The organism is Streptomyces sp. NPDC045701, assembly GCF_056432045.1.
Genome location: NZ_JBWKJV010000010.1, coordinates 113,082 through 136,241 on the forward strand (window position 1 = coordinate 113,082; position 23,160 = coordinate 136,241).

Consider the following 23,160-nt stretch of genomic DNA (forward strand, 5'->3'; position numbering starts at 1 on the left):
CGTGACCGACGCACACACCGCCGGCCCGTTCATCGCGGCCATCGACCAGGGCACCACCTCCAGCCGCTGCATCGTCTTCGACCGCGACGGACGCATCGTCTCGGTCGACCAGAAGGAGCACGAGCAGATCTTCCCCAAGCCCGGCTGGGTGGAGCACGACGCCGCCGAGATCTGGACCAACGTCCAGGAGGTCGTCGCCGGCGCCGTCGAGAAGGCCGGCATCACCGCGGCCGACGTCAAGGCTATCGGCATCACCAACCAGCGCGAGACCACGCTGCTGTGGGACAAGAACACCGGTGAGCCGGTCCACAACGCCATCGTCTGGCAGGACACCCGCACCGACGCCCTGTGCCGGGAGCTCGGCCGCAACGTCGGCCAGGACCGGTTCCGCCGCGAGACGGGCCTGCCGCTCGCCTCGTACTTCGCCGGCCCGAAGATCCGCTGGATGCTCGACAACGTCGAGGGCCTGCGCGAGCGCGCCGAACGCGGCGACATCCTCTTCGGCACCATGGACTCCTGGGTCATCTGGAACCTCACGGGCGGTGTGGACGGCGGCCGGCACGTCACCGACGTCACCAACGCCTCCCGCACCATGCTGATGAACCTCCACACCATGGAGTGGGACGACAAGATCGCCCAGTCCATGGAAGTCCCGATGACGGTGCTGCCGGAGATCCGCTCCTCCGCCGAGGTGTACGGCCACGTCAAGGGCGGCGTCCTGGACGGCATCCCGGTCGCGTCCGCGCTCGGCGACCAGCAGGCGGCCCTGTTCGGCCAGACCTGCTTCTCCGAGGGCGAGGCCAAGTCCACGTACGGCACGGGCACCTTCCTGCTGCTGAACACCGGTGAGAAGATCATCAACTCCTACTCGGGGCTGATCACCACCGTCGGCTACAAGATCGGCGACCAGGCCCCGGTGTACGCCCTGGAAGGCTCCATCGCCGTCACCGGCTCGCTGGTGCAGTGGATGCGCGACCAGATGGGCCTGATCAACTCCGCCGCCGAGATCGAGACGCTCGCGTCCTCGGTCGACGACAACGGCGGCGCGTACTTCGTACCGGCCTTCTCCGGACTGTTCGCCCCGTACTGGCGCTCCGACGCCCGCGGTGTGATCGCCGGCCTCACCCGGTACGTCACCAAGGCGCACATCGCGCGCGCCGTGCTCGAGGCCACCGCCTGGCAGACCCGCGAGATCACCGACGCCATGACGAAGGACTCCGGCGTCGAACTGGCCGCGCTCAAGGTCGACGGCGGCATGACCTCCAACAACCTGCTGATGCAGACGCTCTCGGACTTCACGGACGCCCCCGTGGTGCGCCCCATGGTCGCCGAGACGACCTGCCTCGGCGCCGCCTACGCCGCCGGCCTGGCCGTCGGCTTCTGGCCCGACACCGACGCGCTGCGCGCCAACTGGCGCAGGGCCGCCGAGTGGACCCCTCGCATGGACGCCGACAAGCGCGACAGCGAGTACAAGAACTGGCTCAAGGCCGTTGAACGCTCCATGGGCTGGGTCGAAGAAGAAAACTGACGAGGAGTACACCGACATGACCACCCTGCAGAGCGTCCCCGCCCTGGGGACGCACCCGGCTGCCGGTTCCCTGCCGAGCCGTGCCGAGACACGGGAGCAGCTCTCCAAGGCCACCTACGACCTCCTGGTGATCGGCGGCGGCATCCTGGGCATCTCCACGGCCTGGCACGCCGCGCAGTCCGGCCTGCGGGTGGCCCTGGTGGACGCCGGCGACTTCGCCGGCGCCACCTCCTCCGCCTCCTCCAAGCTGCTCCACGGCGGTCTGCGCTACCTCCAGACCGGCGCGGTGAAGCTGGTCGCGGAGAACCACTTCGAGCGCCGGGCGGTCTCCCGCCAGGTCGCCCCGCACCTGGCCAACCCGCTCACCTTCTACCTGCCGGTCTACAAGGGCGGACCGCACGGCGCCGCCAAGCTCGGCGCGGGCGTCTTCGCGTACTCGGCGCTCTCCGCCTTCGGCGACGGCGTCGGCCACCTCCTGAGCCCCGCCAAGGCCGCGCAGGACGTGCCGGAGCTCCGCACCGACAACCTCAAGGCCGTGGCCGTGTACGGCGACGACCAGATGAACGACGCGCGCATGGCCCTGATGACGGTCCGCGCCGCGGTCGACGCGGGCGCCACCGTCCTCAACCACGCCGAGGTCACCGGCCTGCGCTTCACCCGGGGCCGGGTCACCGGAGCCGACCTGAAGGACCGCACCAGCGGCGACCAGTTCGGCGTCGACGCCCGCCTCGTCCTCAACGCCACCGGGCCGTGGGTCGATCACCTGCGCCGGATGGAGGACCCGAACGCGGCCCCCTCCATCCGTCTGTCCAAGGGCGCGCACCTCGTCCTCAAGCGCACCTCCCCCTGGAAGGCCGCGCTCGCCACCCCGATCGACAAGTACCGCATCACCTTCGCCCTCCCCTGGGAGGACATGCTGCTGCTCGGCACGACCGACGAGGAGTACGAGGGCGACCCCGGCCAGGTCGCGGTCGACGAGAAGGACATCACCCAGATCCTGGACGAGGCCGCGTTCTCCATCCGCGACCAGCAGCTGTCCCGGGACCTGATCACCTACTCGTTCGCCGGTCTGCGGGTGCTGCCGGGCGGGCCCGGCGACACCTCCAAGGCCAAGCGCGAGACGGTCGTCACCGAGGGCCGCGGCGGCATGCTGTCGGTGGCCGGCGGCAAGTGGACGACGTTCCGCCACATCGGCCGTACGGTGATGAACAAGCTGGCGTCCCTGCCCGGCCACCCGCTGGGCGAGGACATGGAGCCCGTCTCCCGGCTCCCCAAGAAGCTCCCCCTTCCCGGTATAGCCAACCCCAACGCGGTGGCCCACCGGCTGCTCGTCGACGGCGGCACGCCCGGCCCGCGCATGGCCGCCGACACCGCCCGCCACCTGGCCACGCACTACGGCTCGCTCGCCTTCGACATCGCTCGCCTGGCCAACGACAACCCCGAGCTGGCCCAGCGCGTCCACCCGGACGCGCCGGAGATCTGGGCCCAGGTCGCGTACGCCCGCGACCACGAGTGGGCCGAGACCGCGGACGACGTGCTGCGCCGCCGCACGACCCTGACGATCCGGGGCCTGGCGACGGACGAGATCCGCGCCAAGGTCGAGGACATGCTCGGCGAGAAGGCCTGACCGTACGGATCGGGCCACGACCGGACGGGTCACGAGGGCGGCTCCCGCAGGGGGGCCGCCCTCGCCGTACACCCGGGAGGTCCCGGGCGCGGCGCGGCGGGTGGCGCCGGGCCGCCCCGCCCCGGTGGGGGGCGGGGCCGGGCGGCCTCCCGCTCCGCGCCCGCCGCCCGGACCAATCGGCTGCCGTCCTGCCGTGTTTCCCCCGGTCGTCGTGGGTAGTGGCTCCCGGTCGGAACAGCACTCGTCCCTGCGACAGGGGCTGCGGGCGGGCCCCCGGAAAGCCGTAAGGTTGGTCCGTACGCACGGAACTTCGGAAGGAGGCCTGGGTGATCGAGCTCGAGGGGGTTCCCGAGCTGATCGACCCGGTCATGGTGGCCGCGTTCGAGGGCTGGAACGACGCCGGCGACGCCGCCTCCACCGCGGTCGCACACCTGGAACGGGAATGGAAGGGCGAGGTGTTCGCGGCGCTCGACGCCGAGGACTACTACGACTTCCAGGTGAACCGGCCCACGGTGTACCTGGACGGCGGGGTACGGAAGATCACCTGGCCGACCACCCGGCTCTCGGTGGTCCGGGTGGGCGGTGACAAGCCGCGCGACCTGGTACTGGTCCGCGGCATCGAGCCGTCGATGCGCTGGCGCTCGTTCTGCAACGAACTGCTTGGTTTCGCCCATGAGCTCGGTGTGGAGATGGTGGTCATCCTGGGCGCGCTGCTCGGCGACACCCCGCACACCCGGCCGGTGCCGGTCAGCGGCGTCACGTCCGACCCGGACCTGGCGCGCACCATGGACCTGGAGGAGACGCGGTACGAGGGCCCGACGGGCATCGTCGGCATCCTCCAGGAGGCGTGCACGCACGCGGGCGTGCCGGCGGTGAGCCTGTGGGCGGCGGTGCCGCACTACGTGTCGCAGCCGCCGAACCCGAAGGCGACGCTGGCGCTGCTCAACCGGCTGGAGGACCTGATCGGCCTGCGCATCCCGCTGGGTGAGCTGGCCGAGGACGCGCGGGCCTGGCAGGTCGGCGTGGACCAGCTCGCGTCGGAGGACAGCGAGGTGGCGGAGTACGTCCAGACGCTGGAGGAGGCGCGGGACACGGCGGAGCTGCCGGAGGCGTCGGGCGAGGCCATCGCGCGCGAGTTCGAGCGGTACCTGCGGCGGCGGGACGGCGGGCCGGGCCACGCGACCGAGTCCGGCGACAGCTCGTACCTGCGCGACACCTCGAGCGGGCGGACGCGCCCGCCCAAGCCGCCGAGTGAGACCCCGGAGGCCACGGACGCTTCGGAAGCGCCGGAGGCGTCGGGGACCACTGAGCCCTCGGACGCTTCTGAGGCTCCGGGGCCGTCACCGGCTCCGGAGACCCCGGACCCTTCGGACTCCCCGGCCTCACCGGGCTCTCCCGGCTCTGCGGGCTCCCCCGGTCCGCCGGATTCCCCGGAGGACTGACAGGACGCGCGACGAAGGGGCGGCACCTCGGCCGAGGTGCCGCCCCTTCGTCGTCAGCGGTGCCGTACGCCCCTACAGCGCCACGCCCAGCAGGGCGTCGGCGATCCGGGAGACCAGGCCCGGCGCGGCCTCGTCCGTGCCGCCCTCCGCCTGCTGGCGCGCGGCCCAGCGGTCCACGGCCGCGAGGGCGGCCGGGGCGTCCAGGTCGTCGGCCAGCGCCTCGCGCACCTCCTCGACCAGCGCGTCGGCGGACGGCCCGTCGGGCCGGGAGACCGCCGCACGCCAGCGGTCCAGCCGCTCCACGGCCTCCTGGAGCACCTCCTCCGTCCACTCCCAGTCGGCGCGGTAGTGGTGGGCCAGGAGCGCGAGCCGGATCGCGGCCGGGTCGACGCCCTGGCGGCGCAGCGCGGAGACGAAGACGAGGTTGCCCTTGGACTTGGACATCTTCTCGCCGTGCAGGGCGACCATCCCGGCGTGTACGTACGCCTTGGCGAACGGGTGCTCGCCGGTCAGCGCCTGGGCGTGCGAGGCGCCCATCTCGTGGTGCGGGAAGACCAGGTCGGAGCCACCGCCCTGGACGTCGAAGCCCATGCCGAGGTGGTCCAGGGCGATGGCCACGCACTCGATGTGCCAGCCCGGTCGGCCCCGTCCGAGGCTGCCGCCGTCCCAGCTGGGCTCGCCCTCGCGGGCGGCCATCCACAGCATCGGGTCGAGCGGGTTCTTCTTGCCCGGGCGGTCGGGGTCGCCGCCGCGCTCGGCGGACAGGGCCCGCATGAGCTCGGCGTCGTAGTGCGAGACCTCGCCGAAGCGCGGGTCGGCCTCCACGGAGAAGTAGACGTCGCCGTCGAGTTCGTACGCGGCGCCCGCGTCCCGGAGCCGCTCCACGAGCGGCACGATGCCCGGTATGGCCTCGACCGCGCCGATGTAGTGCCGCGGCGGGAGCATCCGCAGGGCGGTCATGTCCTCGCGGAAGAGGGCCGTCTCCTTCTCCGCGAGGGCGACCCAGTCGATGTCGTCGCGGACGGCCCGCTCCAGCAGCGGATCGTCCACGTCGGTGACGTTCTGGACGTAGTGGACCTGCCGCTTGGTGTCGAGCCACACGCGCTGAACGAGGTCGAACGCGTTGTAGGTCGCCGCGTGACCGATGTGGGTCGCGTCGTACGGCGTGATGCCGCAGACGTAGATACGGGCGACGGGGCCGGGGTCGAGGGTCACTCGTCCACCGGTCGCGGTGTCGTGGATCCGGAGGTCGCGGCCCTTGCCGGGCAGGGCGGGGACCTCAGAAGCGGGCCAGGCATGCATGCCACGAGCGTAACCGGACGCCGGTTCCGGATACGAACCGGATGAGGAAATCATGACCGAACACGCCCTCTTGCACCTTCGGCCGACCTGTGCAGTGACCAGGTCAGACGGGGGGCCAGGGGATGGCCGGCCACTGTCCCGAGGGTTCCGGGTGCCGGCCCGAGGAGCGCAGGGCGGCCACCCGCGACCGCAGCGCCGTGACCTCCGCCGGGGTGATCAGCTCCGTCAGGCGGGCGGCGAGGAGCTCGTCGGGCGCCAGGGAGCCGTCCAGGCGGGCCAGGACGTCCAGGGCGTCCGCCGGGAGGGGCTCGCCGGCCCAGCCCCACAGGAGGGTGCGCAGCTTGTCGTCCACGTGGAAGGTGACGCCGTGGTCGATCGCGTACAGCCGGCCGTCCGGAGCGGGCAGCAGATGGCCGCCCTTGCGGTCACCGTTGTTGATCACCGCGTCGAGCACGGCGAGCCGCCGCAGCCGTACGTCGTCGGCGTGCACCAGCAGGGCGGTGCGGTCCTCGTCGACCTGGGCCAGGCCGACCGCCTTCCAGCCCTCGTCCGGTTCCTCGCCGTCGACCAGCGCCAGCAGCGAGGCGGACGGGTCGCCCTCGATCCACTGCTGGACCATGCCCTGCCCGTACGGGCCGTCCCGCAGGACGGTCGGCGGCACCAGTCCCCAGCCGGTCGCCTCGGACACCTCGTAGGCCGCCACCTCGCGCTGCGCCAGCGTCCCGTCGGGGAAGTCCCACAGGGGGCGCTCCCCCGCGACGGGCTTGTAGACGCAGTCGACTTCCTGACCTTCGTACGCCACGGAGCAGAACAGCACCGCGTTGGACGCCTCGCGGACCTGGCCGCGGACCGTCAGCTCGCCCTTGGCCAGCAGATCGTGCAGTTCCACCGCCGTCAGGCTCCGCGGCGGTATCCGTTCTGGCGCGGGCATACGTGTCCTTCCGGATCGAGCGGCAGGCTGCACAGCGGGCACGGCGGCCGGCCCGCGTTGACCACGTCGAGGGCACGCTTGGCGAACGCCCTCGCCTGCACCCCGGTGAGCCGGACCCGCAGCATCGGCGGCCCGTTCTCGTCGTCCTGGAGCAGCCGCTCCTCGGCCTCCGCGAGGTCCTCCTCGGACTCCACGTCCAGCTCGACCAGCGCCTGTGCCTCCACGATCATGCGCTGTTCCTCGCCGTCCCAGGCGAGCGCCATCGTGCCGACCCGGAACTCCTCCTCGACCGGGGAGTCCAGCGGCGCGGTGTCCGTGACGTCGGACGGCGCGACGGCGGGGACCGGGGCGTTGCCGCCGGTGCGCCGTACCACCTCGTCGAGCAGCTCGTCGATCCGCTCGGCGAGCGCGGCCACCTGCGTCTTCTCCAGGGCGACACTGGTGACCCGCCCCCCGCCGGAGGCCTGGAGGAAGAACGTACGGCGGCCAGGCAGCCCGACCGTGCCGGCCACGAAACGCTCCGGTGGGTCATAGAGGAACACCTGACGGGACACGTTCCCTCTCCCTTGCTTCGGTTCGGACGGCGCTACGGCCCGTCCACCCTACTGTGCGATTCGATCACGCTGCTCCCGCGCCGCCGCCCACCTCGGCGGCCTCGCCGCCGGGTTCCTCCCGCGGGATCAGCCCGGCGAAGTCCCCGGTGTCGCCGAGTCGCAGAAGAGACGGCCTGAGACGGGTGTAACGGATCGCCGTCACGGAACAAGGATCCACATGGATCCGCTGGAACAGATCGAGATGCGTCCCGAGTGCGTCGGCGACGAGCGACTTGATGATGTCGCCGTGCGAGCACATCAGGTAGACGGCGTGCTCCCCGTGCTCCGCCTCCACGCGCGCGTTCCACTCGCGTACGGCCTCGACGGCACGCGCCTGCATGGCACGCATCGACTCACCGCCGGGGAACGCCGCGTTGGACGGGTGCCGCTGGACGACCTCCATCAGGGGCTCGTCGGCGAGTTCGGCGAGCTTGCGCCCGGACCAGTCGCCGTAGTCGCACTCGCCGATCCGCTCCTCGGGGTGCAGGGGCAGTCCGGGTCGGGCGTCCAGCAGCGGCTGGAGGGTCTCCCGGCAGCGCTGGAGCGGACTGGTCACCGCCGCCACGAGCGGCACCCCGGCCAGCCGGCCGGGCAGCGACGCGGCCTGCGCGGTGCCGTGCTCGTCCAGGGCGACGCCGGGTGTCCGGCCCGCGAGCACCCCCGCGGTGTTGGCGGTGGAGCGTCCGTGCCGTACGAGAATCAACGTGGCCATGCCTGCCAGCCTAGGCGGCTCGACGGGTGCAGGGCGCCCGGGGCCGGGGAAGAATACGCGCCGTGATCGTCGACTGTGCCATCTACCGGGACGGGCACCGCAGTGAGGGCCCGTCCGACTTCTCCGACGCGCTCGAGGCGGCCCGGGCCTCGAAGGCGGGCGGCTCGTTCCTGTGGATCGGGCTGCACGAACCGACGGAGCAGGAGTTCGATCACGTCTCGGACGAGTTCGGCCTCCACCCGCTGGCCGTGGAGGACGCCCTCAAGGCGCACCAGCGGCCCAAGCTGGAGGTGTACGACGACTCCTTGTTCATGGTTCTCAAGCCCGTCGTGTACGAGCCGGAGACCGACACCGTCAGCACCGGCGAGCTCATGGTCTTCGTGGGCGACTCGTTCGTGGTGACGGTCCGGCACGGCGAGGGCGCGCCCCTGGCGGCCGTCCGCAAGCGGCTGGAGGCGGAGCCGGACGTGCTCAGGCACGGGCCGACGTCCGTGCTGTACGCGATCAGCGACGCGGTGGTCGACCACTACATCGAGGTGGCCGGCGAGCTCCAGGTCGACCTGGAGGAGATGGAGACCGAGGTCTTCCAGCCGGCGGGCGGGGACGCCAAGAACACGGCGTCGCGGATCTACATGTTCAAGCGCCAGGTACTGGAGTTCCGCCGGGCCACCGGCCCGCTGGCGGCGCCGATGGCCCGGCTCGCGGGCGCCGGCGTGCCCTTCGTCAGCGAGCGCGCCCAGCCGTTCTTCCGGGACGTCAGCGACCATCTGACGCGCGCCACAGAACAGGTGGAGGGGCTCGACCGGCTGCTGTCGGACATCCTGTCCGCCCATCTCGCGCAGATGGGCGTGCGGCAGAACGACGACATGCGGAAGATCTCGGCGTGGGCGGCGATGGCCGCGGTGCCCACGATGGTCGCGGGCGTCTACGGCATGAACTTCGACCACATGTGGGAGCTGCACCAGGTGTGGGGCTATCCGGCCGTGATCGTGCTGATGGGGGTGGCGGTCATCGGCCTGTACCGGCTGTTCAAGCGCCGGGGCTGGCTCTGAGCCGCCGTCCCGGGCCGCTCAGTAGGCCGGGGCGGGCTCGGCCGGCCCGCCCAGCGCGTTGCGCCGCTCCGGCATCCTGAGGTCGACCATGCGCCGCCAGCCGCCGGCCCTCTCGTAGGCGTACATGCCCCGGACCCCCACCGAGAGGGCTGTCCGCTTGGCGGCGGGCCAGCCGAGGATGCGGCCCATGTGGTCCATGACGGCGAGGCTGACGTCGCGGTAGACGGTGATCTCGGCGAGCGCGCACTCGCGCAGCGTGCGCTGGATGGCCCGGCCGTGCCCGGCGTACGCGAGGCCCAGCAGTTCCTCGTGGCAGTACGCGAGGTGGTTGTCCTCGTCGTCGCAGATCTGCCGGATGGCCTTGCCGACCTCGGGGTGGTCGCCGAAGAACCTGACGAGCATGTCCATCTGGTCGGCGGCGCGCTGTTCGGTGACCCGGCTGTGCGAGAGGTAGACGAGGATGTCCTCCTCCGTCAGCGGCCGGTCCCGGCGCAGCTTCTCGTGGGCCAGGCCGATGCCGCGCTGTTCCAGCAGCATCGTGTAATCGGTCTCCGGCGGGACCGGGACCGGCTCCAGGCCGCGCTTCTTGAGCAGGGCGTTGAAGATCCGGCCGTGCTTGTCCTCGTCGGCACCGTGCCGGGTCACCTTGGGGGCGAGGTCGCGCATGCTCTCGGGAAGGAGGGCCGCGATGCGGGCGTTCTCCCAGCCGCCCTGCGCCTCCCCGCTGGCCGCGATGGAACAGAACAGCCGGTAGGAGTCGTCGTTGTCGATGATCTCCTGGAACAGGCTTCGGGCCGACAGCATCAATGCCACCTCCATACGCGCATGTGTGCGCACTTCCGCGGAGTTCCGCGACGTACGAGTCAAATGCCGCGGAATGGGCGTGGCAACGACATGGGCGCGCAAGTCCGCCGGATGGCGGAGCATCGGGGGACGGCGGGAGGTGAACGGCGGCTCTCGCGGACGCCGGGTGCGCTCGGGCAGTAACCCCGGAGGGGCGTGGCGCGTTGTGCAGCGTGACGGCCGTGGCGGGGATGACCCCGAGCCCCCACCACGGCCGCAGGCTTGTCCGGAAGCCGGGAAGCTTCCCGGCCGCCTAGTCGACCAGGCCCGCGCGCTCCAGGGCCTCGGTGCCCGCCCGCAGCGCCCCGATCCGCTCGTCCAGCGTGAAGCCGGCCGGGGCGAGGGTGAGGGTGGTGACGCCGGCCGCGGCGTACGCCTGCATCCGGTCGGCGATCCGCTCCACGGCACCGAGCAGCGTCGTCTGGTCGATCAGCCGGTGGGGGACGGCGGCGGCGGCGCCGGCCTTGTCCCCGGAGAGGTACTTCTCCTGGATCTCGGCGGCCTCCTGCTCGTACCCCATGCGCTGGGCGAGTTGGTTGTAGAAGTTCTGCTTGCGGCTGCCCATGCCGCCGACGTACAGCGCGGTGTACGGCCGGAACATGTCGGCGAGCCCTTTGACGTCGTCACCGATGGCGAGCGGGAGGGTCGGGCAGACGTCGAAGCCGTCCATGGTCAGGCCCGCCTTCTCACGGCCCGCGCGGAGGTACCGGAGCGCGGTGTCCTCCAGGTGCTCGGCGGACGGGAAGATCAGCAGCGCGCCGTCGGCGATCTCGCCGGTCTGCTCCAGGTTCTTGGGGCCGATGGCGGCGATGTAGAGCGGGATGTGCTCGCGCTGCGGGTGGACGGTCAGCTTGATCGGCTTGCCGGGGCCACCGGGGAGCGGAAGCGTCCAGTGCTCGCCCTCGTGGGTCAGCCGCTCGCGGGCCATCGCCTTGCGCACGATCTCCACGTACTCGCGGGTGCGGGCGAGCGGCTTGTCGAACTTGACGCCGTACCACCCCTCGGAGACCTGCGGGCCCGAGACGCCGAGGCCGAGGCGGAACCGGCCGCCGGAGAGCGAGTCGAGGGTGGCCGCCGTCATGGCGGTCATGGTGGGCTGCCGGGCCGGGATCTGCATGATCGCGGAGCCGATGTCGATGTTCTCGGTCTGGGCGCCGACCCACGCCAGGACGGTCGGGGCGTCGGAGCCGTACGCCTCTGCGGCCCAGCAGACGTCGTAGCCGAGGCGATCCGCCTCCTGGGCGACGGCGAGGTTGTCGCCGTCCATGCCCGCGCCCCAGTAGCCGAGGTTGATGCCGAGCCGCATAGCCGGTCCCCTTACTCGTCGACTCATTTACTGATCAGTAACGATCTGGTTCCGGACTCTAGCGCGCGCCCCCGCGTCCCGACAGGAGGAGGAGGGCCACGCCCGCAGGGGGTTGTCCACAGGCTCTCTCCGTGTGGGCCTCTGGCCAGTAATCTCGCGGCCATGGAGCAGAGGCATCTCGGCCGTACCGGCCTGCGTGTGTCCCGGATCGGCCTCGGCACCCTGACCTGGGGCCGGGACACCGACGAGCACGACGCGGCGGACCAGCTGAAGGCGTTCTGGGAGGCCGGCGGGACGCTGATCGACACGGCGGACGTGTACGGCGGCGGCGAGGCCGAGTACCTGCTCGGCCGGCTCGTGGAGCGGCTGGTCCCCCGGCGGGACCTCGTCATCGCGACGAAGGCCGGCAGCGTTCCCGACCCGGACCGGCGGGTCGACGGTTCGCGGGGCCATCTGCTCGCGGCGCTGGACGCGTCCCTGGACCGGCTCGGCACGGACTACGTGGACCTGTGGCAGGTGCACGCCTTCGACCCCGGGACACCGCTGGAGGAGACACTCCAGGCCCTCGACATGGCGGTGGCCAGCGGGCGGGCGCGGTACGTGGGCGTGTCCAACTTCTGCGGCTGGCAGCTGGCGAAGGCCGCCACCTGGCAGCTGGCGCCGGGCGGGGCGCGGGCCCGGCTGGCGAGCACGCAGATGGAGTACTCGCTGCTCCAGCGGGGCGTGGAGCGGGAGGTGCTGCCCGCCGCGCTGGACCTGGGCGTCGGGCTGCTCCCCTCCTCGCCGCTGGGGCGAGGGGTGCTGACGGGCAAGTACCGGCACGGCACACCGTCCGACTCGCGGGGCGCGTCGGACCGGCTGGCGCCGTTCGTCGAGCCCTACCTGGACGACTCGGCGACCCGGGTCGTCGACGCGGTCATCACCGCGGCCGACGGCCTGGCGGCCACCCCCGTGCAGGTGGCGCTGGCATGGGTGCGCGACCGGCCGGGGGTGGCGGCGCCGGTCGTGGGCGCGCGCAACGCGCGGCAGCTCGCGGCCGCGTTGTCAGTGGAGAGCCTTAGTCTTCCAGACGAGATCCGCCGGGCGCTCGACGATGTGTCGGCGCCGGTGCACCGCTATCCCGATCAGGACTGGAGCACGCTGTGACCGCGCTTCCCCGGGGGGCAACCCCCGGCCCCCCGGCCGACGACGACCAGGACACCACCCCGTCCGCGACCCCGTCCGCCGCCGCGGAGGGCGGCGGTGCGGGCCCTGAGGACGCGAGCGCGGAGGGCGGCGGCACGGAGGACACGTCCGCCGCAGCGAAGGGCGCGGCTCCGGGCCCGGAGGGCGGGGACGCGGGCGGGAGCCCGGAGGGCCCGTCGTCCGGCGGTGACGGGGGCGCCCCCCGGCCCGCCGACGGGCCGGAGGCCGGCGGGACGCCGCAGGGCGGGGACGCGGGCGGGAGCCCGGAGGGCAGCGGTGCCGCCGGGGTGTCGGCGGCGGAGGCCGAGCTGGCGGCGCAGCGGGAGCTGCGGGCGCGCATCGAGCAGCGGAAGGCCGAGAAGGGCGGCCCCATCGAGGCGGGCACCAAGCTGAGCGGCACGGCCGCCGACCTGCTGGCCGCCGTACGGGCCGTGGAGAGCGGCAAGTCGTCCGGCACGGCCTTCTTCGATTCCCCCGCCCCCGCGCCGCGGCAGGCGGCCCCCGAGCCCGTCCAGCCCGCGCGGCCGGCGGCAGGCGCCGAGGCCGCCCGCCCCGCGCGGGTGGCGGCGGCGGAGACGGTCGCGGCGGTACGGGTGGTGCTGGGCGAGGGCGGCGCGCCCGAGGCGCTCGCCGCGCGGGTGGCCGCCCTGCTGGGTGACACGGCGGCGGACATGCTGCGCGAGGACCCCTGGCAGCTGCTGTCGGTGCCGGGCGTCCGCCCGGAGCAGGCCGACGGTTTCGCCCGGGCGCTGCTCGGGGCGGAGTGCGGCCCCGGGGACGAGCGGCGGACGGCCGCGCTCGTCGGGTGGGTGCTCCAGCGGGCCGCCCTCCAGGGGCACACGGCGCTGGACGCGGCGGACGTGCGAGCGGCGCTGGCGGAGCACGCGGTGCCCGCGCCCGAGGAGGCGGTGCGGCACGCGATCGCCGGGGGCGCGGTGCTGGTCTTCCACGACGGACCGGACGAGGCGGAGCTCGAGGCCGGGGGCGAGGACGGGGAGCCGGCCGAGCCGCAGGACACGGAACCGCTGCCGGTGCTGCTGGGGCTCGACCGGTACGCGCTGGCGGAGGAGAGCCTCGCCGACGGACTGGCCCGGCTCGCGAGGAGCGGCCCGGACGCCCGCTGGCGGGACGCCGCGCCGACGGACCTGACCCGTGCGGTCGCCGAGCACGGACTGGTCGCGCACACGGGGGGCGAGGCGGCGCGGGCCGAGGCGGTCGCACTGGCCGGGGCCGCCCGCGGGATCGGGCTCCGGGCCGCGGTGGCCGCGTACACGGAGAACGGCCGCCGGAGGCTGGGCGCGGACGCAGGAGCGGTGACCGTCGCCGCGTTGCTGGCCGGCACCGCCGGGCCGGGCCGGGACGAGGACGGGGCCTTCGCGCTGGACCTGCTGGTCGTACTGGACGCCCCGCAGCTGGACGTCGAGACGGCCGCGATGCTGGTGGAGTCCCTGCCGGACGGGTGCCGCCTGGTGCTCAGCGGCGACCCGGGCGTGCTGTGGTCGGCGGGCGCGGGGCGGGTCTTCGCGGACGTCCTGGCCGCGCGGGCCTGCCCGCAGGTCGCGTCGCGCACGCCGGACCCCGGGCCTGTCGGGGAGCTGGTGTCCGGCATCGGGATCGGGGAGCTGAACCAGGTCGAGGCCCCGGGCAAGGAGGTCGTGATCGTCCCGGTGCGCGACGCGGGCGAGGCGGTGCACCGCACGGTGCAACTGGTCGCGGACTCGGTACCGCGCGCGATCGGCGTGCCGGCCGAGCAGACCCAGGTGATCACCGTCGGCCATGGCGGTGCGGCCGGCACGCGGGCGCTCAACGCGGCGCTCAAGCAGCGGCTGAACCCGGGGCCGGGTCGCTTCGGCGGCTTCGACCCGGGTGACCGGATCGCGTACGCCCCGGCGCCGGGGCGTACGGTGCCGGGCACCGTGCTGTCGGCGGACGCGGACGGACTGCACCTGGACTGCGAGGGCGACCGGGTCGTCGTACCGAAGGACCGGGTCGGGTCGGCGCTCCGGCACGGCTGGGCGATGACCGCCCACCAGGCCGTGGGCATGCGGTGGCCGGCGGCGGTGGTCGTGCTGCCCGGTGACGCGGCCGGGGCGCTGGACCGGGCGTGGGTCTACACCGCGTTCGGCCGGGGCGAGCGCCATCTGTCGGTGGTCCACGGCGTGGACCAGGCGCTTCCCCGCGCGGTCGCCGAGTCGCTGCCCCGGCCCCGCACCACCCGCCTGCGGGCCCTCCTGGAGTCGCTCCTGGCCACCCCGGAGGACTGACCGCGCCACCGGCCCGGCCCCGGACCGGACAAGGCCCCCGTGCGGTCGTCACGGGGGCCCTGGGTCCGGGGCCGGGCCGAGGGCGCCCGGGTCGGGGCGAGGCCCGTCAGGGGCGCCCGGGGGAGGTCAGGCGATGTCGGGGCCGACGGTGTCCGGGTCGCCGTGGAACTCGTCCTCGTCGAACACCGCGCTCACGTCGAAGCGGCAGATCACCCGGCCGGGGTCCGCCTGGTCGAACGGGGTGCTCAGCCACTCCCCCGGTTCCGGGAGCTCGTCCGCGGCGGCCACCCACAGGGTGGAGTCGCCCTCCTCCAGACCGAACTCCTTGTGCCGCGACGCGATCTCGTCCGGCTCGAACTCGCCGAACAGCACGCCCAGCGCCGCGTGGACGCTCGCTCCCACCACCGCGGCGGCCTGCCCGCCCCCTTCCTCCCGGTCCAGGTCCGCGATGCGCTGCGACTGGGCCAGCAGGCGCTGTGGCTCGACCACCGCGTAGTCGCGGCGGATCAGCACGGTCAGGGCGTTGGGTTCCTCCGGGCCCTCGTAGGGCGGGAGGGAGTCCTCCACGCCGGGGATCTCGAAGGGCGTGACCTCGTCGTAGCGGTCGTAGAGCCGCTCGTCGTAGGCCTCGGCCGCGGTGGCGAGGGCGTTGAAGGCGGCATAGACGGCCGGGTCGTCATCACCCGTGCGGTTCTCGACCGCCTCCAGGTGACGGTCCAGTGCGGCTTTGACCGCCTCGGCGGCGGCGCGTACCTCGGCAGCGGTGGGCTGCGCAGCATCAGACATAGTGCAGACGCTATCCGTACCGGGCCGGTGCCCGCACAATAGATGCGATGCCGGAATACGAATTTGTCGACGTGTACGTACCTCGCGGGGTGTCCCGCAAGGAGGCGACCCGTCTGCTGACCGACCATGCCGAGTACGGACACTGGGAGTTGGACCGACTGAGTCTGCACCGGGACGGCAGCCGCCGTGTGCGGTTGCGCCGGCGCATCATCCGTCAGGTGCGCGCCACCTGGTGAGGGTGACGAGCAGAACGGAGCGGGCCCCGCGATCGCGAGGCCCGCTCCGTCGTGTCCGCGAGGACGGGGACTACGAGGACTGCCGGGTACGGCGGTAGAGGACCGTGCCCCCGAGCAGCAGGCCCGCGCCCGCCGGGAGCAGCATGCCGAGCGGAGCGGCACCGGTGAGCGCCAGCTCCTCGTCCGCCTGCGGCGGGGTGACGGTGTGCGCGCCGGGCTTGTTGGGCTCGATCGGCGAACCGGGCTTCTCCGGGCTGTCCGGCTTGCCCGGCGTCCCCGGCTTACCGGGCTCGTCCGGCGTACCGGGCTCGTCCGGGTGCCCGGGGTTGCCGGGCTCGTCCGGCTCGTTCGGGTTGCCGGGCTCGTCCGGGTTCCCCGGGTTGCCGGGCTCGTCCGGGTTCCCCGGGTTGCCGGGCTCGTCCGGGTGCCCGGGGTTGCCCGGGTGCTCGGGCTTGTGCGGGTGGCCGTTGGCGCAGCCGTTGCCGAACGACGGGTTGAGCGCCCCGACGACGTCGACGCTGTTGCCGCAGGCGTTCACCGGCACGCTCACCGGCGCCTGCACGTTGTTCCCGGACGCGACGCCCGGAGAGTTCGCGGCCACCCCGTCCGCCTTGGCGCCACTGGACTTGTTGACGCACTTGTTCCCGAACGACGGGTTGAGCGCGCCGACGACGTTCACGGTGTTGCCGCACGCGTTCACCGGCACGCTCACCGGTGCCTGCACGTTGTTCCCGGAGCCGACGCCCGGGGAATTCGTCGCCGCCCCGTGGGCGTCGGCGCCGGTGTGCGCCTGGGCGAATCCGCCGCCGAGGGCGAGTACGCCACCCGCGGCCGCCACGATGGTCAGGCCCTTTCGCGTGACCTGTCGCATAGCTGGTTCCCTGCCTTCTAGGCTTTCCGAATACCTCCGGCACAGCGCCGGGAGGTACGAATGTCCAGCGGCCCCGGAACGCATGGCGCGCGCTCCGGGGCCGGCCGGGCTCAGACCACTAGGGGTCGAGGCTCAACGTCAGTCGTTGATGCAGACGTTCCCGAAGGCCGGGTTCAGCAGACCGATGATGTTCACGGTGTTGCCGCAGACGTTGACCGGGATGTGGACCGGAACCTGGATCACATTGCCCGAAACGACACCGGGGGAGCCCACGGCGGCGCCGTTCGCATCCGCGTCGGCAACGGCCATGCCCGCGCCGGCCAGGACCAGCCCACCGGTGGCGACCGCGACAGCGGCGACCTTCTTGATCATTATTCCTCCTTGTTGGCAAATGCGGTCCCAGCCGCGGACCGCATCACTTGTAACGACAGGGAGGTAATCGGGCTACGACCGGATGACGCCGTTCACCCTTTTCGGTCAGATGTGCACACGCGGGCGATTATTGGAGTTTCGTTTCACCTGACTATTTCAGGTGAGGAGGCCTCAGCTCGCGTCGATGAAGCGGTCCAGCACCCGCACGCCGAATTTCAGGCCCTCCACCGGCACACGCTCGTCGACCCCGTGGAACATCCCGGCGAAGTCCAGCTCCGGGGGGAGCCGGAGCGGCGCGAAGCCGAAACAGCGGATGCCGAGGTCGTCGAAGGACTTGGCGTCCGTCCCGCCCGACAGCATGTACGGCACCGCGCGGGCGATCGGGTCCTCCGCCCTGAGCGCGGACTGCATGGCGTCCACCAGGTCCCCGTCGAAGTCGGTCTCCAGCGCCTTGTCGGCGTGCACGTCCTCGCGCCGGACGCGCGGGCCCAGCAGCCGGTCGAGGTCGCCCAGGAACTCCTCCTCGTACCCCGGCAGGAAGCGCCCGTCCACGTGGGCGGTCGCCTGCCCCGGGATGACGTTGACCTTGTACCCCGCGCCGAGCATGGTCGGGGCGGCCGAATTGCGGAGGGTGGCGCCGATCATCTTGGCGATGCCGCCCAGCTCGGCGAGCGTGGCCTCCATGTCCTCCGGGTCCAGCGGCGTGCCGAGCGCGTCGGACAGCTCGTCGAGGAACGACCGGACCGTCTTGGTCACCCTCACCGGCCAGGTGTGCCGGCCGAGCCTGCCCACCGCCTCGCACAGCTCGGTGATGGCGTTGTCGTTGTTGGTCATCGAGCCGTGGCCCGCGGTGCCGTCCACGGTGAGCCGCATCCAGTGCATGCCCTTCTGGGCCGTCTCCACCAGATAGAGGCGCAGATTCTCGTTGACGGTGAAGGAGAAGCCGCCGACCTCGCCGATCGCCTCCGTGACGCCCTCGAAGAGACCCGGATGCTTGTCCACGAGGTGGCGGGCGCCGTACGTACCCCCCGCCTCCTCGTCCGCGAGGAAGGCCAGCACGATGTCGCGCGGGGGCTTGCGGCCGCTGCGCAGCCGGTCCCGTACGACCGCGAGGGTCATGGCGTCCATGTCCTTCATGTCGACCGCGCCCCGGCCCCAGACGCAGCCGTCGGCGATCTCACCGGAGAAGGGGTGATGCGTCCAGTCGTCCGCGTTGGCCGGGACGACGTCGGTGTGGCCGTGGATCAGCAGGGCGGGCCGGGACGGGTCCTCCCCCTCGATCCGCGCCACGGTCGAGGCACGGCCCTTGTGCGACTCGATGATCTCCGGTTCGAGACCCACTTCGGCGAGCTTCTCGGCGACGTACTCGGCGGCCGCCCGCTCCCCCGGGCCCGAGTGGTCGCCGTAGTTGCTGGTGTCGATCCGGATCAGGTCGCGGCAGAGGTCGGTGACCTCGTCCTCGCCCGTGACGGTGGCGGTTCGCGCCGTGCTCGACTCGCTCACGCTGGTTCCTCCCGCGTAGCAGCTGCTGGGTCCTCCCATCCTGCCTCCTCCCCCGGCGGGCACGGGGGCGTGATCGGGCACTCCCAATGTTTGCTATGGTTTTCCACGTCGGAACGGCCGCGGGCCGCGAGACAGACACCTTGTCCGGGTGGCGGAATGGCAGACGCGCTAGCTTGAGGTGCTAGTGCCCTTTATCGGGCGTGGGGGTTCAAGTCCCCCCTCGGACACAGCGGGAAGCGCGGGTTCGGTCGGCAGACCGGGCCCGCGCTTCTGCGTCTCCGGGCGTCGCATAGGCTCGGCCGCACCATGAAGAACACTCTCGGTCCGCTGGAGCCCAAGGCCGACAAGGACACCGTGCGGCGGCACAACCTGAGCCTGGTGCTGCGGGCCGTGCACGACGAGGGCGAGGCGACCCGGGCGGCGGTCGCGGCACGGGTGGGGCTGACGCGGGCGGCGGTGTCGTCGCTGGTCGAGCAACTGCTGGCCGGAGGGTTCCTCACCGAGCGGGGCAAGACGTTCAGCGGGCAGGCGGGACGGCCCGGCACCGCGCTGCGGGTGGCGCGCACGGGGCCGGCCGGGCTCGGCGTCGAGGTCAACATCGACTACGTCTCCGTCTGCGTGGTCGACCTGGCCGGCACCGACCGGGTGCGGCTCACCGAGCACGTGGACAACCGCGGCGTCGCGCCCGGCGAGGTGCTGGAGCGGGCCGCGCGGATCGCGGCGCGGACGCTCACCTCGGCGGCCGAGCAGGATCTGCACCCGGCCGGGGCGCGGCTCGCGCTGCCCGGCCTGGTGTCCCGTGGCACCGTGCGCCAGGCCCCCAACCTCGGCTGGAGCCGGGTCGCGGCGGAAACGCTGTTCGCCCGGGCGCTGGGCGCCCTGCGGCCCGGGCGTCCCGCGCCGGCGGTGGGGTCGGACAACGAGGCGAACGCGGCGGCGCTGGCGGAGCTGTGGTTCGGCGTGGGCGCCGGTCCGGAACGGGTGCGCGGCTTCCTGTATCTGACGGGCGAGATCGGGGTGGGCGGCGCCGTCGTCGTGGACGGCGAGCTGATGCGCGGGGCGCACGGGTTCGCCGGGGAGATCGGGCACGCCGTGGCCGACGCGGAGGGGCCCCGGTGCCGGTGCGGTTCGCGCGGATGCCTGGAGCAGTACGCCGGCCAGGCCGCGCTGCTGCGGGGCGCGGGGCTCGACGAGGCGGCGGGCATGCCGGGGGTGGCGGAGCTGGAACGGCGCGCCCGCGCCGGTGACGCCCGGACGGTGGCGGCGCTGGAGCGGGCCGGGCGGATGCTGGGGCTCGTGGTGTCCGGGGCGGTGAACCTGCTGGACCCGGAGGCGGTGGTGCTGGGCGGGATCTACCGGCCGCTGATGCCGTGGCTGGGCCCGGCGGCGGACCGGGAGCTGACCCTCCGGGTCGTGTCGGGGCTCTGGCCGGAGGGCAGCGGGCGGCTGCGGGCCTCGTCCTCCTCGGGCGACGCGGCACGGGGCGCCGCGGCGGCGGTGGTGCGGGACGTGATCGCCGACCCCGCGGGCTACGCGGTACGCGCGGCGCGCTGACGGCCCTGCGCGAGCCCTGCGGGCCGGGGCGTGGTCGGGGTGCCGCCCCGCGGGGCGGGCGGTTTCCGTTGCTGCCGGTGGGCCGGGGCGGGCCCTCCACCCACCGCACCCCGCCGCACGGGGGGCGCACCGCACGTCACCGCACCCCGCCGCACGGGGGGGGCACCGCACGTCACCGCACCCCGCCGCACGGGGGGCGCACCGCACGTCACCGCACCCCGCCGCACGGAGGGCGCACCGCACATCACCGCACCCCCGCCGCGCGAGGGGCGCACCGCGCACCCGGCGCCCACCGCGCCCCGCCGCAAGCACCCGCCCGCAGGCACCCGCCCCGCAGGGGGTCAGCGAGTGGCCAGGAGGTGGTCCAGCGCCAGTTGGTCGAGGCGTTCGAAGGACATGGAGCGGGCCGCCGCCGCCGCGGGGTCGAACGTGTCGTACGCGGAGGCGTCCGCCAGCAGGGAGGCGAGGCCGTCCTCGGCGGTCGGGCGGGCCAGGTCCGGGAGGCGTGAGGCAGCGAGGGCGTCCTGGACCTCGGGGTCGGCGCGGAAGGCGGCGGCACGCTCCTTGAGGATCAGGTAGTTGCGCATGCAGTTCTTGGCGGACTCCCAGACACCGTCGAAGCCGTCGGTGCGCACCGGCTTGAAGTCGAAGTGGCGCGGTCCGTCGTAGCCGGCGCTCTCCAGCAGGTCGACGAGCCAGAAGGCCTGCCGGAGGTCTCCCGCGCCGAAGCGGAAGTCCTGGTCGTACTTGATGCCGGACTGGCCGTTGAGGTCGATGTGGAAGAGCTTGCCCGCCCACAGTGCCTGTGCGATGCCGTGCGGGAAGTTGAGGCCCGCCATCTGTTCGTGGCCGACCTCCGGGTTGACGCCGACCAGGTCGGGGCGTTCCAGGCGCTCGATGAAGGCGAGGGCGTGGCCGATCGTGGGCAGCAGGATGTCGCCGCGCGGCTCGTTGGGCTTGGGCTCGATCGCGAAGCGCAGGTCGTAGCCCTGTTCGGTGACGTACTGGCCGAGGAGGTCGAATGCCTCCTTCATCCGGTCGAGGGCGGCACGCACGTCCTTGGCGGCGCCGGACTCCGCGCCCTCCCGGCCGCCCCACGCCACATAGACGCCGGCGCCGAGCTCGACCGCCAGGTCGATGTTGCGGATCGTCTTGCGCAGCGCGTAGCGGCGGACGTCGCGGTCGTTGGCGGTGAAGGCGCCGTCCTTGAAGACGGGGTGGGTGAAGAGGTTGGTGGTGGCCATCGGCACCTTCATGCCGGTGCGGTCCAGGGCGTCGCGGAAACGCTTGACCACCGCCTCGCGCTCGGAGTCGGTGGAGCCGAAGGGGATCAGGTCGTCGTCGTGGAACGTCACGCCGTACGCGCCGAGGGCGGCCAGGCGCTCGACCGATTCGACGGGGTCGAGGGCGGGGCGGGTGGCGGTGCCGAAGGGGTCGACGCCCTGCCAGCCGACGGTCCACAGCCCGAACGTGAACCGGTCCTCGGGAGTGGGGATGAAGCGTTCCGACATGTGTGGCCTCCAGGTCTATTTGTTTTCTCACATTACTAATACGCTATGGACGGCCCTTCGCCAAGAGAGCTGAGAGGTATCGAGATGCAGTCGTCCCCGGCCGTGATCGGCGTGGACAGCTCCACCCAGTCCACCAAGGCGGTCCTGGTCGACGCCGCCACCGGGGAGGTGCTGGCCATGGGCCGGGCCGCCCACACGGTGAGCGGCGACGCCGGGGCGCGGGAGAGCGACCCCGCGCAGTGGTGGCGGGCGCTCGCCGGGGCCGTCGCCGAGGCTCTGGCGGGCTTCGACGCACGCGCGGTCACCGGCATCGCCGTGGCCGGCCAGCAGCACGGCCTGGTCGTCCTGGACGCCGCAGGGCGCCCGCTGCGCCCCGCCCTGCTGTGGAACGACACCCGCTCCGCGCCGCAGGCCGCCGCCCTCACCGGCAGGCTCGGCGCCGACGGCTGGCTGGCCCGCACCGGGTCCGTACCGGTGGCGTCCATGACGGCCGCCAAGTGGGAGTGGCTGCGGGAGCACGAGCCGCGTACCGCCGAGGCCGCAGCGGCCGTGCGCCTCCCCCACGACTTCCTCACCGAGCGGCTGGCAGGGACCGCCGCGACCGACCCCGGCGACGCGTCCGGCACGTGCTGGTACAGCACCGCGACCGGCGCCTACGACCCCGAACTGCTCGACCTGCTGGAGCTGGACCCGGCCCGCCTCCCGACCGTCGCCCCGACGGGGGCCACCCGCGTCGGGTCGCTGACCGCCCGGGCGGCCCGGGACCTGGGCCTGCCGGAGGGCATCGCCGTCGCCGCGGGCACCGGGGACAACATGGCCGCCGCCGTGGGGCTCGGGCTGGGCGGCCGGGGCCTGCTCGACCACCCGGTGGTGTCGCTGGGCACGTCCGGCACGGTCTTCGCGGCCACCCGGACCCGGCCCGCGACGGCCGCGCTCGCCGGCTTCGCCGCCACCGACGGCACGTACCTCCCCCTGGGCTGCACGCTCAACTGCACGCTGGCCGTCGACAAGGTCGCCGCGCTGCTGGGCCTGGACCGCGAGGACGCCGCCCCCGGCGGGGAGGCCGTCCTGCTGCCGTACCTCGACGGCGAGCGCACCCCCGACCTGCCCGGCGCCTCCGGGCTGCTCACCGGGCTGCGCCACGCCACCACCCGGCAGCAGCTCCTCGGGGCCGCCTACGAGGGCGCCGTGTTCACCGTGCTGCGGGCCCTCGACGAGCTGCCGCGCACGGGCGGGGACGCACCGCTGCGGCTGATCGGCGGCGGCGCCCGGGGGCGCACCTGGGTGGAGACGGTGCGCCGGCTCTCCGGACGGCCCGTCGTGCTGCCCCGTACCGCCGAGCTCGTCGCCCTGGGCGCCGCGGCCCTGGCGGCGGGCGCCGCGACCGGGGAGGACCCGGTGGCCGTCGCGACCGCGTGGGGCGGCGGCGAGGGCGAGACGCTGCCCCCGGTGGAGCGCGACCGGGCGGCCTGGGACCGGATCGCCGCCGTCCTGCCCGCCTGCGGCTCGCTGGAACGCCGGTGACCTGGCCGGATACCGTGG

At 73.3% G+C, this 23,160-nt stretch carries 20 protein-coding genes and 1 tRNA gene; 10 read left to right on the forward strand and 11 right to left on the reverse strand.

The window, feature by feature from the left end:
* Nucleotide 1: 1 nt before the first annotated feature.
* From glpK to AC07DW_RS14545, 3 genes are all read left to right on the forward strand, one after another.
* Complete coding sequence (gene glpK / locus AC07DW_RS14535; RefSeq protein WP_478857979.1) at nucleotides 2–1,528, forward strand: glycerol kinase GlpK; 1,527 nt, start codon at nucleotides 2–4, stop codon at nucleotides 1,526–1,528.
* Nucleotides 1,529–1,544: 16 nt separating this feature from the next.
* The gene (locus AC07DW_RS14540) at nucleotides 1,545–3,155 is read left to right on the forward strand and encodes a glycerol-3-phosphate dehydrogenase/oxidase (RefSeq protein WP_478857980.1); all 1,611 of its coding nucleotides are present in this window, start codon (nucleotides 1,545–1,547) and stop codon (nucleotides 3,153–3,155) included.
* 326 nt (nucleotides 3,156–3,481) lie between these two features.
* Nucleotides 3,482–4,597, forward strand: a complete 1,116-nt coding sequence (locus AC07DW_RS14545; RefSeq protein WP_478857981.1) for a PAC2 family protein — start codon at nucleotides 3,482–3,484, stop codon at nucleotides 4,595–4,597.
* Nucleotides 4,598–4,669: 72 nt separating this feature from the next.
* Here AC07DW_RS14545 and mshC read toward each other — a convergent pair whose 3' ends face one another.
* The 4 genes from mshC to AC07DW_RS14565 all read right to left on the reverse strand — a co-directional run bounded on the left by mshC (nucleotide 4,670) and on the right by AC07DW_RS14565 (nucleotide 8,135).
* Nucleotides 4,670–5,899 (reverse strand): cysteine--1-D-myo-inosityl 2-amino-2-deoxy-alpha-D-glucopyranoside ligase, encoded by a 1,230-nt coding sequence (mshC, locus tag AC07DW_RS14550; protein WP_478857982.1) that lies wholly within the window; start codon nucleotides 5,897–5,899, stop codon nucleotides 4,670–4,672.
* Between the two features lie 103 nt (nucleotides 5,900–6,002).
* Entirely contained in the window at nucleotides 6,003–6,830 is an 828-nt protein-coding gene (locus AC07DW_RS14555) for an SCO1664 family protein (RefSeq protein WP_478857983.1), read from the reverse strand.
* Entirely contained in the window at nucleotides 6,794–7,384 is a 591-nt protein-coding gene (locus AC07DW_RS14560) for a DUF3090 domain-containing protein (protein ID WP_478857984.1), read from the reverse strand. Before AC07DW_RS14560 ends, AC07DW_RS14555 begins: the two co-directional genes overlap by 37 nt.
* Nucleotides 7,385–7,448: 64 nt before the next feature.
* Entirely contained in the window at nucleotides 7,449–8,135 is a 687-nt protein-coding gene (locus tag AC07DW_RS14565) for a histidine phosphatase family protein (RefSeq protein ID WP_478857985.1), read from the reverse strand.
* A 53-nt stretch (nucleotides 8,136–8,188) separates the two neighbouring features.
* Between AC07DW_RS14565 and corA the strand changes: the two genes are divergently transcribed.
* A complete protein-coding gene (corA, locus tag AC07DW_RS14570; protein WP_478858061.1) occupies nucleotides 8,189–9,187 on the forward strand; it encodes a magnesium/cobalt transporter CorA in 999 nt (332 codons plus the stop codon).
* 18 nt (nucleotides 9,188–9,205) lie between these two features.
* Here corA and AC07DW_RS14575 read toward each other — a convergent pair whose 3' ends face one another.
* Nucleotides 9,206–9,991, reverse strand: coding sequence for a ferritin-like domain-containing protein (locus tag AC07DW_RS14575; RefSeq protein WP_478857986.1), 786 nt, complete (start codon nucleotides 9,989–9,991; stop codon nucleotides 9,206–9,208).
* 292 nt (nucleotides 9,992–10,283) lie between these two features.
* Nucleotides 10,284–11,336 carry an LLM class F420-dependent oxidoreductase gene (locus AC07DW_RS14580; RefSeq protein WP_478857987.1) on the reverse strand — a complete coding sequence of 351 codons (1,053 nt, stop codon included), beginning with the start codon at nucleotides 11,334–11,336 and terminating at the stop codon, nucleotides 10,284–10,286.
* A gap of 162 nt (nucleotides 11,337–11,498) precedes the next feature.
* On the opposite strand from AC07DW_RS14580, the gene AC07DW_RS14585 reads away from it, so the two are divergent.
* Nucleotides 11,499–12,482 carry an aldo/keto reductase gene (locus AC07DW_RS14585; RefSeq protein ID WP_478857988.1) on the forward strand — a complete coding sequence of 328 codons (984 nt, stop codon included), beginning with the start codon at nucleotides 11,499–11,501 and terminating at the stop codon, nucleotides 12,480–12,482.
* A complete protein-coding gene (locus AC07DW_RS14590) occupies nucleotides 12,479–14,785 on the forward strand; it encodes a helix-hairpin-helix domain-containing protein (RefSeq protein ID WP_478857989.1) in 2,307 nt (768 codons plus the stop codon). The genes AC07DW_RS14585 and AC07DW_RS14590 overlap by 4 nt, the downstream gene beginning before the upstream one ends.
* A gap of 126 nt (nucleotides 14,786–14,911) precedes the next feature.
* Here the strand turns inward: AC07DW_RS14590 and AC07DW_RS14595 are convergent, their stop codons facing one another.
* Complete coding sequence (locus tag AC07DW_RS14595; RefSeq protein WP_478857990.1) at nucleotides 14,912–15,571, reverse strand: hypothetical protein; 660 nt, start codon at nucleotides 15,569–15,571, stop codon at nucleotides 14,912–14,914.
* 47 nt (nucleotides 15,572–15,618) lie between these two features.
* Between AC07DW_RS14595 and AC07DW_RS14600 the strand changes: the two genes are divergently transcribed.
* Nucleotides 15,619–15,807, forward strand: coding sequence for a DUF5703 family protein (locus AC07DW_RS14600; RefSeq protein ID WP_005319466.1), 189 nt, complete (start codon nucleotides 15,619–15,621; stop codon nucleotides 15,805–15,807).
* 70 nt (nucleotides 15,808–15,877) lie between these two features.
* Here AC07DW_RS14600 and AC07DW_RS14605 read toward each other — a convergent pair whose 3' ends face one another.
* From AC07DW_RS14605 to AC07DW_RS14615, 3 genes are all read right to left on the reverse strand, one after another.
* Nucleotides 15,878–16,678, reverse strand: a complete 801-nt coding sequence (locus tag AC07DW_RS14605; protein WP_478857991.1) for a chaplin — start codon at nucleotides 16,676–16,678, stop codon at nucleotides 15,878–15,880.
* Nucleotides 16,679–16,816: 138 nt separating this feature from the next.
* A complete protein-coding gene (locus AC07DW_RS14610; protein ID WP_478857992.1) occupies nucleotides 16,817–17,050 on the reverse strand; it encodes a chaplin in 234 nt (77 codons plus the stop codon).
* A gap of 171 nt (nucleotides 17,051–17,221) precedes the next feature.
* The gene (locus AC07DW_RS14615; RefSeq protein WP_478857993.1) at nucleotides 17,222–18,553 is read right to left on the reverse strand and encodes a M20/M25/M40 family metallo-hydrolase; all 1,332 of its coding nucleotides are present in this window, start codon (nucleotides 18,551–18,553) and stop codon (nucleotides 17,222–17,224) included.
* A 142-nt stretch (nucleotides 18,554–18,695) separates the two neighbouring features.
* Here AC07DW_RS14615 and AC07DW_RS14620 point away from each other — a divergent pair.
* Together AC07DW_RS14620 and AC07DW_RS14625 are read left to right on the forward strand one after the other, a co-directional pair.
* A tRNA-Leu gene (locus AC07DW_RS14620) sits at nucleotides 18,696–18,780 on the forward strand.
* A gap of 79 nt (nucleotides 18,781–18,859) precedes the next feature.
* The gene (locus AC07DW_RS14625) at nucleotides 18,860–20,107 is read left to right on the forward strand and encodes an ROK family protein (protein WP_478857994.1); all 1,248 of its coding nucleotides are present in this window, start codon (nucleotides 18,860–18,862) and stop codon (nucleotides 20,105–20,107) included.
* A gap of 341 nt (nucleotides 20,108–20,448) precedes the next feature.
* Here AC07DW_RS14625 and xylA read toward each other — a convergent pair whose 3' ends face one another.
* Nucleotides 20,449–21,618 carry a xylose isomerase gene (gene xylA, locus AC07DW_RS14630; RefSeq protein ID WP_478857995.1) on the reverse strand — a complete coding sequence of 390 codons (1,170 nt, stop codon included), beginning with the start codon at nucleotides 21,616–21,618 and terminating at the stop codon, nucleotides 20,449–20,451.
* Between the two features lie 84 nt (nucleotides 21,619–21,702).
* On the opposite strand from xylA, the gene xylB reads away from it, so the two are divergent.
* Nucleotides 21,703–23,142 carry a xylulokinase gene (gene xylB / locus AC07DW_RS14635; RefSeq protein ID WP_478857996.1) on the forward strand — a complete coding sequence of 480 codons (1,440 nt, stop codon included), beginning with the start codon at nucleotides 21,703–21,705 and terminating at the stop codon, nucleotides 23,140–23,142.
* The last annotated feature ends 18 nt before the right edge of the window (nucleotides 23,143–23,160 follow it).

Bases quoted from the DNA above. Each gene is read 5' to 3' on its own strand.
- AC07DW_RS14540 (WP_478857980.1), top strand. From the start codon at position 1,545: ATGACCACCCTGCAGAGCGTCCCCGCCCTGGGGACGCACCCGGCTGCC.
- mshC (WP_478857982.1), bottom strand. From the start codon at position 5,899: ATGCATGCCTGGCCCGCTTCTGAGGTCCCCGCCCTGCCCGGCAAGGGC.
- AC07DW_RS14555 (WP_478857983.1), bottom strand. From the start codon at position 6,830: ATGCCCGCGCCAGAACGGATACCGCCGCGGAGCCTGACGGCGGTGGAA.
- AC07DW_RS14565 (WP_478857985.1), bottom strand. From the start codon at position 8,135: ATGGCCACGTTGATTCTCGTACGGCACGGACGCTCCACCGCCAACACC.
- AC07DW_RS14575 (WP_478857986.1), bottom strand. From the start codon at position 9,991: ATGCTGTCGGCCCGAAGCCTGTTCCAGGAGATCATCGACAACGACGAC.
- AC07DW_RS14580 (WP_478857987.1), bottom strand. From the start codon at position 11,336: ATGCGGCTCGGCATCAACCTCGGCTACTGGGGCGCGGGCATGGACGGC.
- AC07DW_RS14585 (WP_478857988.1), top strand. From the start codon at position 11,499: ATGGAGCAGAGGCATCTCGGCCGTACCGGCCTGCGTGTGTCCCGGATC.
- AC07DW_RS14595 (WP_478857990.1), bottom strand. From the start codon at position 15,571: ATGTCTGATGCTGCGCAGCCCACCGCTGCCGAGGTACGCGCCGCCGCC.
- AC07DW_RS14600 (WP_005319466.1), top strand. From the start codon at position 15,619: ATGCCGGAATACGAATTTGTCGACGTGTACGTACCTCGCGGGGTGTCC.
- AC07DW_RS14605 (WP_478857991.1), bottom strand. From the start codon at position 16,678: ATGCGACAGGTCACGCGAAAGGGCCTGACCATCGTGGCGGCCGCGGGT.
- AC07DW_RS14610 (WP_478857992.1), bottom strand. From the start codon at position 17,050: ATGATCAAGAAGGTCGCCGCTGTCGCGGTCGCCACCGGTGGGCTGGTC.
- AC07DW_RS14625 (WP_478857994.1), top strand. From the start codon at position 18,860: ATGAAGAACACTCTCGGTCCGCTGGAGCCCAAGGCCGACAAGGACACC.
- xylA (WP_478857995.1), bottom strand. From the start codon at position 21,618: ATGTCGGAACGCTTCATCCCCACTCCCGAGGACCGGTTCACGTTCGGG.
- xylB (WP_478857996.1), top strand. From the start codon at position 21,703: ATGCAGTCGTCCCCGGCCGTGATCGGCGTGGACAGCTCCACCCAGTCC.